Origin of the sequence: Marinobacterium zhoushanense (genome assembly GCF_014641945.1) — a bacterium.
Taxonomy (GTDB): Bacteria; Pseudomonadota; Gammaproteobacteria; order Pseudomonadales; family Balneatricaceae; genus Marinobacterium_D; species Marinobacterium_D zhoushanense.
In genome coordinates, this window is record NZ_BMIJ01000001.1 from 789,275 (window position 1) to 804,279 (window position 15,005).

13 protein-coding genes are annotated in these 15,005 nt (G+C 61.9%); 7 read left to right on the forward strand and 6 right to left on the reverse strand.

Annotation, left to right across the window (positions count from 1 at the left end):
* The first annotated feature begins 49 nt into the window (after positions 1 to 49).
* Together IEX40_RS03695 and paaX are read left to right on the forward strand one after the other, a co-directional pair.
* Positions 50 to 1,378, forward strand: a complete 1,329-nt coding sequence (locus IEX40_RS03695; RefSeq protein WP_188745727.1) for a TRAP transporter large permease — start codon at positions 50 to 52, stop codon at positions 1,376 to 1,378.
* 149 nt (positions 1,379 to 1,527) lie between these two features.
* Positions 1,528 to 2,460, forward strand: coding sequence for a phenylacetic acid degradation operon negative regulatory protein PaaX (paaX, locus tag IEX40_RS03700; RefSeq protein WP_188745728.1), 933 nt, complete (start codon positions 1,528 to 1,530; stop codon positions 2,458 to 2,460).
* Between the two features lie 294 nt (positions 2,461 to 2,754).
* Here the strand turns inward: paaX and IEX40_RS03705 are convergent, their stop codons facing one another.
* The 5 genes from IEX40_RS03705 to IEX40_RS03725 all read right to left on the reverse strand — a co-directional run bounded on the left by IEX40_RS03705 (position 2,755) and on the right by IEX40_RS03725 (position 7,997).
* Complete coding sequence (locus IEX40_RS03705; RefSeq protein ID WP_188745729.1) at positions 2,755 to 3,558, reverse strand: ABC transporter ATP-binding protein; 804 nt, start codon at positions 3,556 to 3,558, stop codon at positions 2,755 to 2,757.
* Positions 3,555 to 4,460 carry an ABC transporter permease gene (locus IEX40_RS03710; RefSeq protein ID WP_188745730.1) on the reverse strand — a complete coding sequence of 302 codons (906 nt, stop codon included), beginning with the start codon at positions 4,458 to 4,460 and terminating at the stop codon, positions 3,555 to 3,557. Before IEX40_RS03710 ends, IEX40_RS03705 begins: the two co-directional genes overlap by 4 nt.
* A gap of 153 nt (positions 4,461 to 4,613) precedes the next feature.
* On the reverse strand, positions 4,614 to 5,585 hold the full coding sequence (locus IEX40_RS03715) for an ABC transporter substrate-binding protein (RefSeq protein WP_229680539.1): 972 nt from the start codon (positions 5,583 to 5,585) through the stop codon (positions 4,614 to 4,616).
* A gap of 91 nt (positions 5,586 to 5,676) precedes the next feature.
* On the reverse strand, positions 5,677 to 6,738 hold the full coding sequence (locus IEX40_RS03720; protein WP_188745731.1) for a Glu/Leu/Phe/Val dehydrogenase family protein: 1,062 nt from the start codon (positions 6,736 to 6,738) through the stop codon (positions 5,677 to 5,679).
* A 23-nt stretch (positions 6,739 to 6,761) separates the two neighbouring features.
* Positions 6,762 to 7,997 carry an amino acid aminotransferase gene (locus IEX40_RS03725; protein WP_188745732.1) on the reverse strand — a complete coding sequence of 412 codons (1,236 nt, stop codon included), beginning with the start codon at positions 7,995 to 7,997 and terminating at the stop codon, positions 6,762 to 6,764.
* A gap of 591 nt (positions 7,998 to 8,588) precedes the next feature.
* Here IEX40_RS03725 and IEX40_RS03730 point away from each other — a divergent pair.
* Genes IEX40_RS03730 through IEX40_RS03740 form a run of 3 tightly spaced genes read left to right on the forward strand, consistent with a single transcriptional unit; the run spans position 8,589 to position 10,685 of the window.
* Positions 8,589 to 9,548: a bifunctional helix-turn-helix transcriptional regulator/GNAT family N-acetyltransferase gene (locus IEX40_RS03730; protein ID WP_229680541.1), complete on the forward strand. Its 960-nt coding sequence runs from the start codon at positions 8,589 to 8,591 to the stop codon at positions 9,546 to 9,548.
* Positions 9,549 to 9,591: 43 nt separating this feature from the next.
* Entirely contained in the window at positions 9,592 to 10,368 is a 777-nt protein-coding gene (locus IEX40_RS03735) for an AzlC family ABC transporter permease (RefSeq protein ID WP_188745733.1), read from the forward strand.
* Positions 10,365 to 10,685: an AzlD domain-containing protein gene (locus IEX40_RS03740; RefSeq protein WP_188745734.1), complete on the forward strand. Its 321-nt coding sequence runs from the start codon at positions 10,365 to 10,367 to the stop codon at positions 10,683 to 10,685. Before IEX40_RS03735 ends, IEX40_RS03740 begins: the two co-directional genes overlap by 4 nt.
* A 12-nt stretch (positions 10,686 to 10,697) precedes the next feature.
* Here IEX40_RS03740 and IEX40_RS03745 read toward each other — a convergent pair whose 3' ends face one another.
* Positions 10,698 to 11,156 carry an Lrp/AsnC family transcriptional regulator gene (locus IEX40_RS03745; RefSeq protein WP_188745735.1) on the reverse strand — a complete coding sequence of 153 codons (459 nt, stop codon included), beginning with the start codon at positions 11,154 to 11,156 and terminating at the stop codon, positions 10,698 to 10,700.
* Between the two features lie 188 nt (positions 11,157 to 11,344).
* Between IEX40_RS03745 and IEX40_RS03750 the strand changes: the two genes are divergently transcribed.
* Both IEX40_RS03750 and IEX40_RS03755 read left to right on the forward strand, forming a co-directional pair.
* A complete protein-coding gene (locus IEX40_RS03750; RefSeq protein WP_188745736.1) occupies positions 11,345 to 13,438 on the forward strand; it encodes an alpha-ketoacid dehydrogenase subunit alpha/beta in 2,094 nt (697 codons plus the stop codon).
* A gap of 2 nt (positions 13,439 to 13,440) precedes the next feature.
* A complete protein-coding gene (locus IEX40_RS03755) occupies positions 13,441 to 14,724 on the forward strand; it encodes a dihydrolipoamide acetyltransferase family protein (RefSeq protein WP_188745737.1) in 1,284 nt (427 codons plus the stop codon).
* Positions 14,725 to 15,005: the final 281 nt, after the last annotated feature.

The following is a 15,005-nucleotide window of genomic DNA, read 5'->3' on the forward strand; positions in this document are numbered from 1 at the left end:
CAGCTACACCGCCATAACGATAATAACGTTTGCACGAGGTCCCTCAGCCATGACTATCGCGCTGATCAGTTTCGCCATCCTGTTGCTATTGATCGTCGTTCTCCGCATCCCACTGGCCTTCGCCATGGCACTGGTCGGCGTGGTCGGCTTCGCCTGGTTGTCGGGCCTGACCTTCGACAACCTGACCACCTTCCGCTGGCACGGTGCGCTGGCGATGGCCTCATCCCGCGTCATCTCGACCGCACAGGAGTACAGCCTGTCGGTGATCCCGCTGTTTATCCTGATGGGTAACCTGGTCACCCGTTCCGGCCTGTCCCACGAACTCTACCGCGCCTCGCACGCCTTTCTCGGTCACTTCCGCGGCGGCCTGTCGATGGCCACCGTGGTGGCCTGCGGCGGTTTCTCCGCCATCTGCGGCTCCAGCCTCGCCACTGCGGCAACCATGGCCAAGGTGGCCATGCCGCCGATGCGCAAATATGGCTACGACGACAGCCTGGCCAGCGCCTCCATCGCCGCCGGCGGCACCCTGGGCATTCTGATCCCGCCCAGCGTAATCCTGGTGATCTACGGTCTGCTGACCGAGTCGAGCATCCGTGAACTGTTCGCCGCCGGTTTCATCCCCGGTATGCTCGGCATCCTGCTCTACCTGGCCGCAGTGCGGTATGTTGTCTGGCGCCACCCGGAAAAGGGGCCGGCCGGCGAGCGCGCCTCCTGGCCGGAACGGCTACAGGCGCTTAAGCAGGTACGCGGCATCCTCGGCCTGTTCGTTCTGGTCATGGGTGGTATCTATCTCGGCGTATTCACCCCCACCGAAGCGGCGGGTATCGGTGCCGGCGGCGCCTTTGTCATCGCCCTGATGCGCCGCTCGCTGAACCTGCGCGTGCTGTTCGAACTGGTTAACGATACCGGGCGTACCACGGCGATGCTGTTTAGCGTGGTGATCGGCGCGCTGATCTTTTCCAACTTCATCACCCGCGCCGGTCTGCCGGAAGACCTGCTGGCCCTGGTTACCGGCCTCGGGGTATCGCCGATGGCGGTGATTCTGGTGATCCTGCTGATCTATGTGCTACTCGGCATGGTGTTCGAGAGCCTGTCGATGCTGCTGCTGACCGTGCCAGTGTTCTTCCCGCTGGTGCAGAGCCTGGGCTTCGACCCGGTCTGGTTCGGTATCGTCGTGGTCGTGGTCACCGAGATCAGCCTGATCACACCACCGGTGGGGATGAACGTGTTCGTACTCAGCGCGGTGTTGCCGGATGTCAAAACCGGCACCATCTTCCGTGGCATCACCCCATTCTGGTGTGCCGATATCCTGCGTCTGGTGCTGATCACCTCGATCAGCTGGATCTCACTGGTACTGCCCCGACTGCTGTACGGTTAATCCTTTCTCGATAGCACTAGCCGTCCTTGGGTGACCTCAGGTCACCCCTTTTCTGTTTTAGCGCCCTCCATCGCCCTGGCCGGGTTTTCAGTTCCCCAGCCCGCTTGTAAACTAGGGCGCGTCCCCACACGGAGGTTTTCCGCCAGTCCATGAGCAGTTCAATCCACCTCAACGCCCTGATCAACCAGTTCCGCAGTCAACGGCCTATCCGCGCCGGCTCACTGATCATCTCCGTATTCGGCGACGCCATCGTGCCGCGTGGCGGCAAGGTCTGGCTCGGCAGCCTGATCAATGTGCTCGAACCGCTGGGGCTGAATCAGCGTCTGGTGCGCACCTCCGTGTTCCGCCTGAGCAAGGAGGAGAACTGGCTGGCCGCGGAGCAGCTGGGCCGACGCGCTTACTACAGCCTGACCAACCAGGGCCGCCGCCGGTTCGATCAGGCGTTCAAACGTATCTACGTGCCTGCAGTACAGGAGTGGGATGGCAGTTGGAGCCTGGCGGTCCTGTCCCAGGTACCGGCAGAGATCCGCCAGCAGGTACGGGATGAACTGCAGTGGATGGGCTTCGGCGCCTTCGGCCCGACGCTGATGGCCGCGCCGCACTGCGACATGCTGGAGGTGCGCAATACGCTGCAGGAGCTGGACGCACTAGACAGCACCATCCTGTTCGAAACCCGCGAGGGTACTCAATACTCCTCCAAGGCACTGCGCGCGCAGTCTCGTGAGTGCTGGAATCTGGACCAGATCAACGACAGCTACCGCAGCTTTCTCGACCGTTTCCGCCCGGTGTGGCAGGAGATGAGCAACCAGAAACAGCTCGACCCGCAGGAGTGCTTCATCGCCCGCACCCTGCTGATCCACGAGTACCGCAAGGTGCTGCTGCGCGACCCACAGCTGCCGGCCGAGCTGCTGCCCTCGGATTGGGGCGGTACCGCCGCACGCCAGCTGTGCCACAACCTGTACAACCTGGTGTGCAAGGCGTCGGAGCAGTATATCAGCCGCTCCATGGAAACCGCCGACGGCCCCCTGCCGCCGCCCTCACCGTCGTTCTACAAGCGCTTCGGCGGCCTAAGCGACCAATAATCTCGGAACAAAATCCCGGACCGCTCCGCATCCATGCGCCCGCGGCATGACCGTCATGGATGACGGAGGGCCGCCCCACGGGAGTCCTGTCGTTGCAGGAGCAAACGACAGGGACCGTGCTTCCTGTACATAAAAAAGGGAGGCCAAAGGCCTCCCAGCAAGACGGCAGGTGGAAATCTGCCAATGGACACTCTTTTCACTCAGGTACAGCTTGTTGCAGTTGCGCCAGTGCCGATACGACGGCTCCAATGCAGGATTGGCTGACCTCAATCGAACTCAGTCAGCCTTAACACGTCAGGTCCCCAACAGCAGCTTGTCGTCGTCCAGCTCTTCGCCGTCGGGACGGATCTGCGCAAACAGGTTGAGCAGATCCTTGACCCCATACTGGCTGCGCTCCTCACCGGACAGATCGAAGGCGACCTGGCCCTCGTGCATCATGATGGTCCGGCTGCCGTGATCAAGCGCCTGGCGCATGGAGTGGGTCACCATCAGCACGGTCAGTTTCTTCTCGGCCACGATCTGGTCGGTGATATCCATCACCAGCGCTGCCGTTTTCGGATCCAGCGCCGCGGTGTGTTCATCCAGCAGCAGGATCTTGCTCGGCTGCAGTGCCGACATCAGCAGGCTGACCGACTGGCGCTGGCCGCCGGAGAGCAGCCCCATCTTGGCATCGAGGCGATCCTCAAGACCGAGATTGAGGCGGGAAAGCTGCTCGCGGAACAGCTGGCGCAGACGCTCGTTCAGCGCCAGCCGCAGGCCGCCGCGGTTGCCGCGGCCATAGGCCAGCGCCATGTTCTCCTCGATCGTCATATCGCCGCAGGTACCCGCCAGCGGGTCCTGGAACACCCGCGCCACATCGCGGGTACGTGCCGCCGCCGACAGCGCGGTCACGTCGCGGTCGTCGAAGTAGAGCCGCCCGGCGGAGCTGCGGATATCACCGGCGATGGTGTTGAGCAGCGTCGACTTGCCGGCACCGTTGGAACCGATCACGGTGATGAACTCGCCCTGTGGGATGCTCAGGTTGACACCGCGCAGGGCGCGCTTTTCAGTGGCCAGCCCGGCATTGAAGGTGACTTTCAGATGTTCACAGCGGATCATGCGGCACCTCCTTGGGCGGCCTTGCGCGCTTTCCATTCACGGCGGAAATGCGGCAGGATCAGCGCCAGACCCACCAGCACCGCGGTAATCAGGTTGAGATCGGAGGTGGTGAACCCGATGAAATCGGCATTCAGCGCCACCGACACGGCCAGGCGGTAGAGCAGCGAGCCGAGGATGCAGCTGAACACGATCACCAGCATCGAGCGGCTGTTGAGCAGGCTCTCGCCGACTATCACCGCGGCCAGACCGACCACGATGGTACCGATACCCATGGTCGAGTCGGCAAAGCCGTTGGTCTGCGCGAACAGCGCACCAGCCAGGGCGACCAGGCCGTTGGACAGGGCGAGACCGGCGTAGATCTTCTCATTTATGACGATGCCGTTGGCCTGCGCCATACGCGGGTTGGCACCGGTGGCGCGCATCGCCATACCGTATTGCGTGTTGAGGAACCAGGCCAGCAGCAGGCCGACCGCGATCACCACCGCCGCCACGAAGATCACCTTCATATACATATTGGGGATGCCCAGCGACTCGAACGGTGACAGCACCGTCGGCTCGGCGATCAGCGCCAGGTTGGGCTTGCCCATGACCCGCAGGTTGATGGTGTACAGCGCGGTCATGGTCAGGATACTGGCCAGCAGATGCAGAATATTGAACCGCAGATTGAGCCAGGCGGTCAGCAGGCCGGCGACAGCACCACCGAACATGGCGCACAGCGTGGCCAGATAGGGGTTCACACCGGCGAGGATCAGTGCCGCCGCCAGCGCCGCACCCAGGGTAAAGCTGCCGTCGACAGTCAGGTCAGGGAAATCAAGCACGCGGAAGGTCAGGTAAACCCCGACCGCCACGAGACCGAATATAAATCCGATCTCCAGCGTACCCAGAAAAGAGAATAGAGACATGTGGATATACCTCGTCTGGTGCCACAACCCGGTGATTGCCGCGAGGCCATAATGACCTCGCGACTGACGACCCCGCGGCTATCGTTCTCGGTATTTTCAACTCGAGACTTTCAGCTCAAAGCGCAGGCCGCGCAGAATCCGGTATTGCTGATATTACTGAACGACTTTGGTGGTACGCTTGAGCACGGACTGAGGAATCTCCACCCCCATCCGCTTGGCCATCCCGGTGTTCACGTACAGGTCGGAACCGACCGCCACGCGCACCGGAATATCACCGGCCTTTTCACCCTTGAGGATGCGCACGACCACGGCGCCGGTCTGGCGGCCGATGTCGTGGTAGTTGAAGCCCAGAGCCGCCACGGCGCCGCGCTCAACCGAGCCGGTATCGCCGGAGAACACCGGGATCTTGCCGTCGATACCAACCTTCACCACCGACTCCAGCGCGGTCAGAATGGTGTTGTCGGTGGGACAGTAGATCGCCTCGACCTCGCCGATCAGTTTCTGCGTCGCCATCATCACATCGGAGGATTTCGGTGCCGGTGCTTCAATGATCTCGATCCCCATCTTGGCCGCTTCCTGCTTCAGCAGCGCGACAATCGCCACCGCGTTGGGCTCGCCCGGATTGTAGGGCACGCCGAGCTTCTTCAGGTTCGGCAGGAACTCTCGCACCAGTCCCAGGTGCTGAGCCACCGGGGTCATGTCGGACAGGCCGGTGACGTTGGCACCCGGCGCTTCGTAGTTGGTCACCAGCTTGGCGGACAGCGGATCGGTCACGGCGGAGAACACCACCGGGATATCCCGAGTGGCACTGACCAGGCTCTGTGCCGACGGCGTGGAGATACCGACGATCACGTCCGGCGCATCGCCGACCAGCTTGCGGGCGATCTGTGCCGCCACCGCCGGGTTGCCCTGGGCGCTCTCGTAGGTGAACTTCAGCTCCTGATCAGTGTAGCCGTTCTCCATCAGGGTCTGCTTGATGCCGTCACGCACGGCGTCCAGTGCCGGGTGTTCGACAATCGCCGTGGTCGCCACGTACACCGGTGCAGCCTGCGCTGCGGACAGTGTCAGGGTGGTAGCGGCAACAGCAGCGGTCAGCAGCTTCTTCAGGTTCATTGCGGTTTTCATCGGTAGCACTCCAGTTATTTATGCTTATTCAGGTGGTGCGGTTACTAACCTATTGAAAGTATTTGGGACGACAGTTAACAAGGAGCAGCGATCAGGCTGCGGCCCGGGGTTGGCAGGCATCGAAGCCGGCGATCCGCTCGGCGCCGATCAAATCGGCGGCGTGGCTGGTCGCGATTTCACGCTCATCGGCCAGGGTGAACACCTGGTCCAGGGTGGCGGCGATCTCGTCGACCTTGCGCCAGACCCAGGCGTCATCGCTCTTCTCCAGGTCCCCGGCAACGGCCAGCAGGCCACCGCAGTTGACGATGTAATCGGGCACGTAGAGCACGCCGCGACGCGCCAGCTCGATGCCGTGGTTGGGTTGGGTCAGCTGGTTGTTGGCGGCGCCGGCGACGATGGAGGCCTGGATCTGGCCGATGCTGTCATCGTTGATCACCATACCCAGCGCGCAGGGGCTGTAGATATCCACAGGCTGAGCGTGGATCACGGTGGGATCGACGATATCGATGCCGAAGGTGTCACGGGCGCGCTCGACGGAGGATGCCTGCACTTCGGCGGCGACCACCTCGGCACCACGCTCGCGCAGCAGCTCGACCAGTTTGAAGCCGACCTTGCCCAGCCCCTGCACCGCTACACGGCGACCGCTCAGATCCTCGCTGCCGTAGCGGTGACGCGCAGCAGCAAGGATGGAGGTCAGCACGCCGTAGGCGGTAACCAGATCCGGCGCCAGCCCGGCACGTCCACCCAGGTGCGACGTACGCTCGGCCATCACCTCCACATCGGCGGCACTGAGCCCCACATCGACGCCGGTCTTCACCTTGCCGCCCAGGCTCTCGACGAAATCGCCCATGGCCAGGAAGGTGGCGCGACGGTCCAGGGTGTCGGGGTTGGCGATCATCACCGACTTGGAGCCGCCGTAATCGAGCCCAGCCAGCACCGACTTGTAGGTCATGCCGCGGGACAAGCGCAGCACATCGGTAAACGCCTCCTGGGCACTGGCATAGTTGCGCAGACGACAGCCGCCCACGGCGGGTTTGCCGTTCCAGGCCCGGTGCACGGCAGTGATCGCCTTCAGCCCGGTGGCCTCGTCAAAGTGCATATAGACGTTGACGTGGTTGTCGAATTCGGGGTGATCGAACAGAACGCTATTCATGGATCAGATCTCCACTGTTTTTCTTATATCGAAGTGCTTGTCAGGGGCATTTCATAGCCTGGTGATACGCCGACGGTCTGCGCCAGCGCTGCGACAAAGGCGTCGATGGAGCCATTGCTCAGCCCCGCGACGTTGAAACGACCAGACTCGACCAGATAGACGCTGTGCTGTTTGCGCAGCGCCACCACCTGCTCGCGCTCAATGCCGAGGAAGGAGAACATGCCGCGCTGATGACGGATGTGACCGAAGTCGCCGTTCACACCGACCTGTTCCAGGCGATCCACCAGGCGATGACGCAGGTAACGGATCCGCTCCCGCATCGCACTCAGCTCGCTCTGCCACAGCGCGGTCAGCCCGGTATCGTCGAGAATGGTTTCCACCACCGCGCCGCCGTGGGCCGGCGGCATGGAGTAGTGGCCGCGAATACGGCTGAACAGCTGGCCGCCGGCACGCTCGGTCTGTGCCGGGGTGCGGCCGATCAGGAACAGCGCACCGGTACGCTCGCGATAGAGACCGAAATTCTTCGAGCAGGAGGTCACCACCATCATCTCGGGCAGCTGTTCGGCCAGATAACGCACGCCATAAGCGTCCCGGTCCAGCCCATCACCCAGCCCCTGGTAGGCGATATCGACGAACGGCAACAGGCCGCGGCGCTCGATCAGCTCGGCCAGCTGCCGCCACTGCTCCGGCTCCAGATCGGCACCGGTGGGGTTGTGGCAGCAGCCGTGCAGCAGCACGATATCGCCCGCTTCGGCCCCGTTCAGGCTATCGATCATCTCGCCAAAGCGGATTGAGCGCTGCGCCGAGTCGTAATAGGGGTACTCGCGTATTTCCAGACCGGCACCGGCAAGCAGCGGCCGGTGGTTGGCCCAGGTCGGGTCGCTGACCCAGATCCGCCCGGTGGGACTACAGGCCGCCAGCAGTTCGGCACCGATACGCAGGGCACCGCAGCCGCCGGGCGTCTGGGCTGATACCACTCGATTCTCGCCAATCACCCGATGATCGGCACCGAACACCAGTTGCGTGATCAGCCGGTTGAACCCTTCACTGCCGGCAGGGCCGATATAGCTCTTGCTGGTTTCACGCTCCAGCAGCAGCCGCTCGGCGCTGGACACCGCCTGCATGATCGGGGTTTGCCCCTGCTCGTCCTTGTATACACCGATACCGAGATCGAGCTTGTTGGAGTTTGTATCGCGGCGATAGCTGGCCATCAACGCCAGTATCGGATCCTCGGCTACGGGTTGCAGTGTTTCGTACATCGAAGTCCACCTTTCAAGAGCCTGGCCGACGCCAGATGCGACAACGCGCCGCGCGCCATGCTCGGATTGAGTTGAATAGGGGAATACCCAGTTTTGGGAGCTAGTTTCGAGTGTCAGGTTTCGGGCGGTCAGTAGCCCGGAGGAGCGCTGAATAGCCGGGAGTACACGACCTCGGCGCGGGGATTCAGCTCAGAGAGGGTAAAGAAGCGTGCGCGGCGACAGCATAGCGCCAGACCACACAGGTAATAGGATGACAGCTGGATTAAAGGGGTTCTAACGCGGTTCATTCCGCACCTCAGCATCACGTTCTTATTGTTATACCGGTTACGCCGGATGGCTCGACGCGCCGGTGACAGCTGGGAAAAAGTCTATCCCTTTCATTGCGAAAGGTGCTTAGAAGTTAAAGGAGATTACGACGTCAATTTAAAATACTCTTCAATCAATATTCCATTAACGAAAGATTCTTCACTAAATACGAAAAATCATGAACAGATAGCCCAATCGACATCCTGCACTTGCCGACGATACCCCTTCTTCAATATTATGTAACCAGTTACGTAATTAATTACAAAGTTGAGAAATAACCTCCTCATGGATCAAATGCAGAGCTTCGGCAGCCTGTCACTGGGCAGCCGGTTGCGGCGGCTGTCGGACCGACTGGTCGCCGATGTGGTGGATATCTACCAGGCCCAGGGAGTGGAGCTGAACCCCACCTTCTTTCCGCTGTTCAACCTGCTTTACCGGCAGGGCGCAATGTCGGTGACCGAAGCCGCAGAACTGCTCGGCGTCACCCACCCGGCGATCAGCAAGATCGCACGCAAGATGCTGGCCGAACAGTGGCTGAGCAAGACCACCGACCCCAGCGACGAACGCCGCCAGTTATTGGCATTAAGCGAGCGCAGCCACCAGTTACTGACGCGGATAAAGCCGATCTGGCAACAGATCCAATCGCATCTGGACGCGCTGATGGCAAGCCAACAACACCCGCTGTTGGCGGCAATGGACGAGTTCGAGGCCAGGCTGCAGCAGCAGGGGTTCAAGGTTCCGGTACTGGCCGCGCTGGCTGATGTTCAGCCCTGCGCGGAGATCGAGATCATCGGCTGGGACAGCCGGTTGCGCGATCACTTCCGCGACCTGAACCTGGCCTGGCTCGAGCGCTACTTCAACGGCGAGCTGACCGAGCAGGACCAGCAGGCCCTGGATAACCCCGAAGGCTACTACCTGGCACGGGGCGGCTATATCTGGTTTGCCCGCTCGGGTGGCAAGATCGTCGGTTGCTGCGCGCTGGCGAAACAGGGCGATCAGCGTTTTGAGGTATCCAAGATGGGGGTCGACGAGAGCTGTCAGGGTCAGGGGGTAGGCCGCCAGCTGATGCTGACGGCACTGGGCAAGGCGCGTGAGCTCGGGGCCAGCGAGGTCTTTCTGGAGAGCGCCACCCTGCTGGAGCGGGCGATGAAGCTGTATCGTAACCTGGGCTTCCGCGCGATCCCACACCCGGATGGCCAATCGCGCTATCCGCGCGCCGATATCTATATGACGCTGACACTGTAAGCACGATCAGGGCTGTATTATGAGCACTGGGCAGGAGAGTTCGATGACCACTACCGATTACCCCTTGGCCGAGCGACGCCGACAGGAGTTTGTCGCTGGCGCCAGGGCAACCATTCCACTGATCGTCGGCGCGATCCCCTTCGGTATCCTGTTCGGTACCCTGGCCGAGCCGAGCGGACTGTCGGCGCTGGGCGCGCTGGCGATGTCGCTGATTGTGTTTGCCGGTGCCAGCCAGTTTATCGCGCTGGGCCTGCTGACTGCCGGTGCCGCAATGCCGGTGATCATCGCCACCACGCTGGTGGTCAACCTGCGCCATATGCTCTACGCCGCCAACCTGGTGCCGAAGATTCGCCACCTGCCGCAACGCTGGCGTATACCGATGGCGTTCGGCCTGACCGATGAGACCTTTGCCGCGGTCAGCAACCGCTACCTGCAGCAGGAGGACAGCCGAGAGCTGCACTGGTTCTACCTGGGCTCTTTCCTCGCCATGTACAGCAACTGGGTGCTCTGCACCGCGCTGGGGGTTGGACTGGGCAAGATGTTCCCGGACATGACCCGCTGGGGGCTGGATTTCGCCATGTCGGTCACCTTTATCGGCATGGTGGTGCCCTACCTGCGCAACACCCCGATGTGGGCAGCGGTGATCGTCTCCGGCGCGATGGCGATCGCCACCGCGGGCATGCCACACAAACTGGGGCTGATGGTAGCGGCGATCTGCGGCATCGCCGCGGGTTTGTCGCTGCATCTGCTCAAGCGTCGCGGTGAGATGACGAAGCATGAACAACCCGCTGTGAAGCATGGTGAGGAGACAGGCGGATGAACGAGGTCACGTTGATTTTCGGCATGTTCCTGGCGACCTTCAGCGTACGCTACCTACTGTTCGCGGTTGCCGGTCGGGTGCATTTTCCGCCCTGGCTCAACACCGCACTGGGGTTCGTGCCACCAGCCGTGTTGACGGCGATCGTCCTGCCCGCGGTATTGATGCCCAATGGCGAACTCTGGCCAAGCCTTGCTAACCCCTGGCTGCTGGCGGCACTAGTCGCCGCAGCGGTGGCACTGGTGCGGCGCGACCTGCTGACCACCATTTTGGTGGGCATGGCCACCTTCATGCTGCTGCGGTTTGGCTTCGGGCTTTAAGCGGAGTAAGCATCAGCCGATCGGCAGGGTGGTCTCGTTTTTCAGCTCGCGCAGCGCGAAATGGGACTGCACCTGCCCCACCCCCTCCAGGGTAAAGATCTTTTCGTTGATGAACTGGTCGTAGCTCTGAATATCTGCCACTACCACATGGATCATGAAGTCGGCATCGCCAGTGATGGAGAAAAACTGAAGCACCTCAGGATAGGAGCTGACGGTGTCCTCAAACAGCTTCTTGCTGTCGGCATCGTGTCGCAGCAGCGACACGGTCAGGATCGCGCGCAGACCGCGGGATAGCTTCGCTGCGTCCAGCAACGCCGTGTACTGGCGGATCACGCCCGCCTCCTCCAGCGCCTTCACCCGACGCCAGGTGGCCGCCGACGACAGGCCGATCTTTTCCGCCAGTTGCTGGTTGGTAATACGACCATCCGCCTGCAGCGTATTCAGGATCTTACGGTCATAGGAATCGAACATGCGGACACCTTTAGAAACAATCTTTCTTATATTTAGAGATCGAAAGAATACTCTTTCTATATCTAAAAAATCCACCGAATAATAGTAAGCTCATTTCGCGATCTGTGGCGTAGCATTTTCTCACCTGAATAAGCGTTTCGCTTAGCACAACAAAAACAAACCTGTACAAGCAGGATCAGGAGACAACTATGCCCGCCATCCAACGCGCAGAGAGCGCCTGCGAGCCCCAGCTGGACTGGGAAGTGATCGCCTACCAACTTCTGCTGTCCCGCGAACTGGACGATCTGGAAGAGAACACCCTGGTACCCGCCAAAGAGGTGCTGTACCAATTTTCCGCCCGCGGCCACGACCTGAGCCAGATCATACTCGGTCAGTACCTGATCCACCGACGCGACGCGGTCAGCGGCTACTACCGCTCCCGTCCGCTGATGCTCGCCCTCGGCCTGGACCTGGTCGACGCACTCGGCGGCCCGTTGATGCGTGCTGGCGGTTACAGCGACGGCCGCGATATCGGCGTGGTGCACAACCTGCCCAACCTGAACGGCCCCTGTGGCCTGCCGATGAGCGGTGGTGTCGGTGCCCAGTACACCCCGATCGCGGGCTGGGCCCAGTCGATCCGCTACCACCGCGACGTCCTTAAGGATCAAAGCTATGCCGGTTGTATCGGTGTGGCTCACGGCGGCGAAGCCTCTTGCTCCACCAACGGTTTCTGGTCAGCGTTGACCATCGCCACCACTCAGGACCTGCCGATGCTGTTCTATATTGAGGACAACGGCTACGGCATCTCGACCACCTCCGACTACCAGACGCCAGGGCGCGACATTGCCGCCAACCTGGCCTCGTTCAAGAACCTGAAGATCTACTCCGGTGACGGCACCGACCCACAGCAGGCCGCGGAGCTGATCGCCGATGCGGTGAGCTGGGTACGTGAGGAGCAGCGCCCCGCCCTGCTGCGCCTGACCGTACCGCGCCTGAGCGGCCACTCCGGCCAGGACACCCAGGGCTACAAGGACGAAGCCACCATCGATGCCGAACGTGCCCGCGATCCACTGCCCAAGCTGAAGCGGTTCCTGGTGCCCGCACTGATGAGCGAGCAGAAGTGGAGCGCACTCTGTGCCCGCGCCGCGCAGGACGTGGCCGATGCACTGGAACAGGCCCGTGCCCGTCCGGCCCCATCGCCGGAGAAGATCACCCGCCATGTGTTCGCCGAGGTCGATGACCAGGGCCAGCCCGAGCTGCAGCTGCAGGGCGGTATCGCGCCGTTCAAGCCGGTCTTTCCCGCCAGCTCCGTCGCTGCCCGCCCCGAAGGCAAGCGAATCAATATGGTCACCGCGATACGCGAGACGCTGGATTACGAGCTGGAGCACAACCCGCGCATGGTGGTGTTCGGCGAAGACGTGGGCCCCAAGGGCGGCGTGCATGCCGTAACGCTGGGTCTGCAGAAGAAGTACGGCGTCGAGCGTGTATTTGACACCAGCCTGTCCGAGGAGGGGATCATCGGTCGCGCGCTGGGCATGGCTCAAGCCGGTCTGCTGCCGGTGCCGGAGATCCAGTTCCGCAAGTACGCCGACCCGGCCGAAGAGCAACTCAACGACTGTGGCACCATGCGCTGGCGCACCAACAACCGCTTTGCCGCACCGATGGTGGTGCGCATCCCCGGCGGCTTCTTCAAGTGCGGCGATCCCTGGCACAGCCAGGCCGCCGAGGTGAAGTGGGCACACGCTATCGGCTGGCAGGTGGCGATCCCCTCCAATGCCGAAGACGCTGTGGGTCTGCTGCGCTACGCCCTGCGCGACAACAACCCGACCATCTTCTTCGAGCACCGCAACCTGCTTGATGACAGCTCCGCCCGCCGCCCCTACCCCGGCGACGAGTTCATCATCCCGTTCGGCAAGGCGGCACGTCTGAGCGAAGGCGATCACCTGACCCTGGTCACCTGGGGCGGCATGGTGCCGCGCTGCCAGAAGGCGGTGGAGCTCAGCGGACAGTCGGTGGAGCTGTTCGACCTGCGCACCATCTCGCCCTGGGACAAGGACACCATTCTCGCCTCGGTACGCAAGACCGGTCGCTGCCTGATCGTGCATGAGGACAACTTTACCGCTGGCTTCGGCGCCGAGATCGCCGCCACCCTGGCCGACGAGTGCTTCTTCGAGCTGGATGCACCGATCCAGCGTCTGACCATGCCGGATATCCCCAGCCCGCACCACCCGGCGCTGCTCAATGCCGTGGTGCCGACAGCGGAGAAGATCTGCTCCGCGATCAACCAACTGCTGGAGGTGTAATCATGAGCGCATCTATCGATATCACCCTGCCGGAAGACCAGCTCGAAGGCACCTCCGCCACCCTGCTCGCCTGGCTGGTCAAACCGGGCGAGCGCGTGACCCGGGATCAGCCGGTGGCGGAACTGGAGACCGACAAGGTCACCATGGAGGTGGCCGCCCCCGCCGACGGCATCGTCACTGCCCTACTGGTGAAGGAGGGCGATGAGATCCAGCCCGGTATGGTGCTGGGCAGTATCGGTTCGGCTGAAGAGGCTACCACCGCTGAGATCGGCAAATCGGAACTGGCCGCAGCCACACAGGCCTCCGCACCGGCAGCGCATACGACTAACGCTGATAGCGAGATGCTGCTCAGCCCCGCCGTTCGCCGCCTGGTGCGCGACCACCAGATAGACCTGAACGGCATCGCGGGAAGCGGCAAAGCGGGCCGAGTCACCAAGAGCGACCTGCTGGCCCATATCGCCAGCCAGCCAAAAGCAGACAGTCTGATCCAGGCCCCTGCTGCGGCGAAGATCGCAGACGCGACGCCCGCTCCAGCCGCCCCGCCCGCTGTCGAGCCGATGCCGCGCGCGGTGGAAACAACGGCTTCAGCTGGCTCCACCCTGCGTCCGCACAACTCCATGCGCAAGCAGATCGCCCAGCATATGGTGGAGAGTCTGCTGCACACCGCGCCGCATGTGACCAGCGTGTTCGAGCTCGACATGAGCGCGATACAGCGCCATCGCAACGCCAACAACAAGGCGTTCGAAGCCCAGGGCGTGAAGCTCAGCTTCACCAGCTACTTCATCGCCGCCGTGGTCAAGGCGCTACAGGCAGTGCCCGAGGTCAATAGCCGTTTCCACGGTGACGCGCTGGAGATGTTCCACGATGCCAATATCGGCATCGGCACGGCACTGGGTAACGATGGACTGGTGGTACCGGTTATCCACAAGGCACAGGAGCTGAGCCTGTTCGGCATCGCCCGCCGCCTGCAGGAACTGACCGACGCCGCCTACTCTAACAAGCTGAAGCCGGCGGATATGCGCGGCGGCACCTTCACCATCTCCAATCACGGCGTCAGCGGCTCGCTGCTAGCCGCTCCGATCATCATCAACCAGCCGCAGGTGGCGATCCTCGGTATCGGCAAGATGCAGAAACGGGTGGTGGTGGAGGATATCAACGGTGTCGATGCGATGGTGATACGGCCGATGTGCTACCTCACCCTCAGCATCGATCACCGGGCGCTGGACGGTTACCAGACCAACAAGTTCCTCAGCATTGTGGTTGATACACTGCATAACTGGTCATGAGCCCTCTGCCCCGGCCAGGGATGGCTGGGGCGTTTTAACTGCAGAGCTCTGAAACCAGAAAGCTCCGCTAAGAGAGAAAGGAAGTTCGACTGGGAAAAAATTAAAACGCAGCTCTGGGCCGCTTTTTTAAGTAATTTGCTACACAACGGTTTGCCCAATGTGTTTCGTCGATCGGTTGAATCCAGCGCACTTAGCGGTCCTTGAGCCACTACCGATTGTTGTCGTCAAAGACATAGACGGCTTTTTCCCGGACGTCTTAGTTCCGTAACGGAGAGGACTCC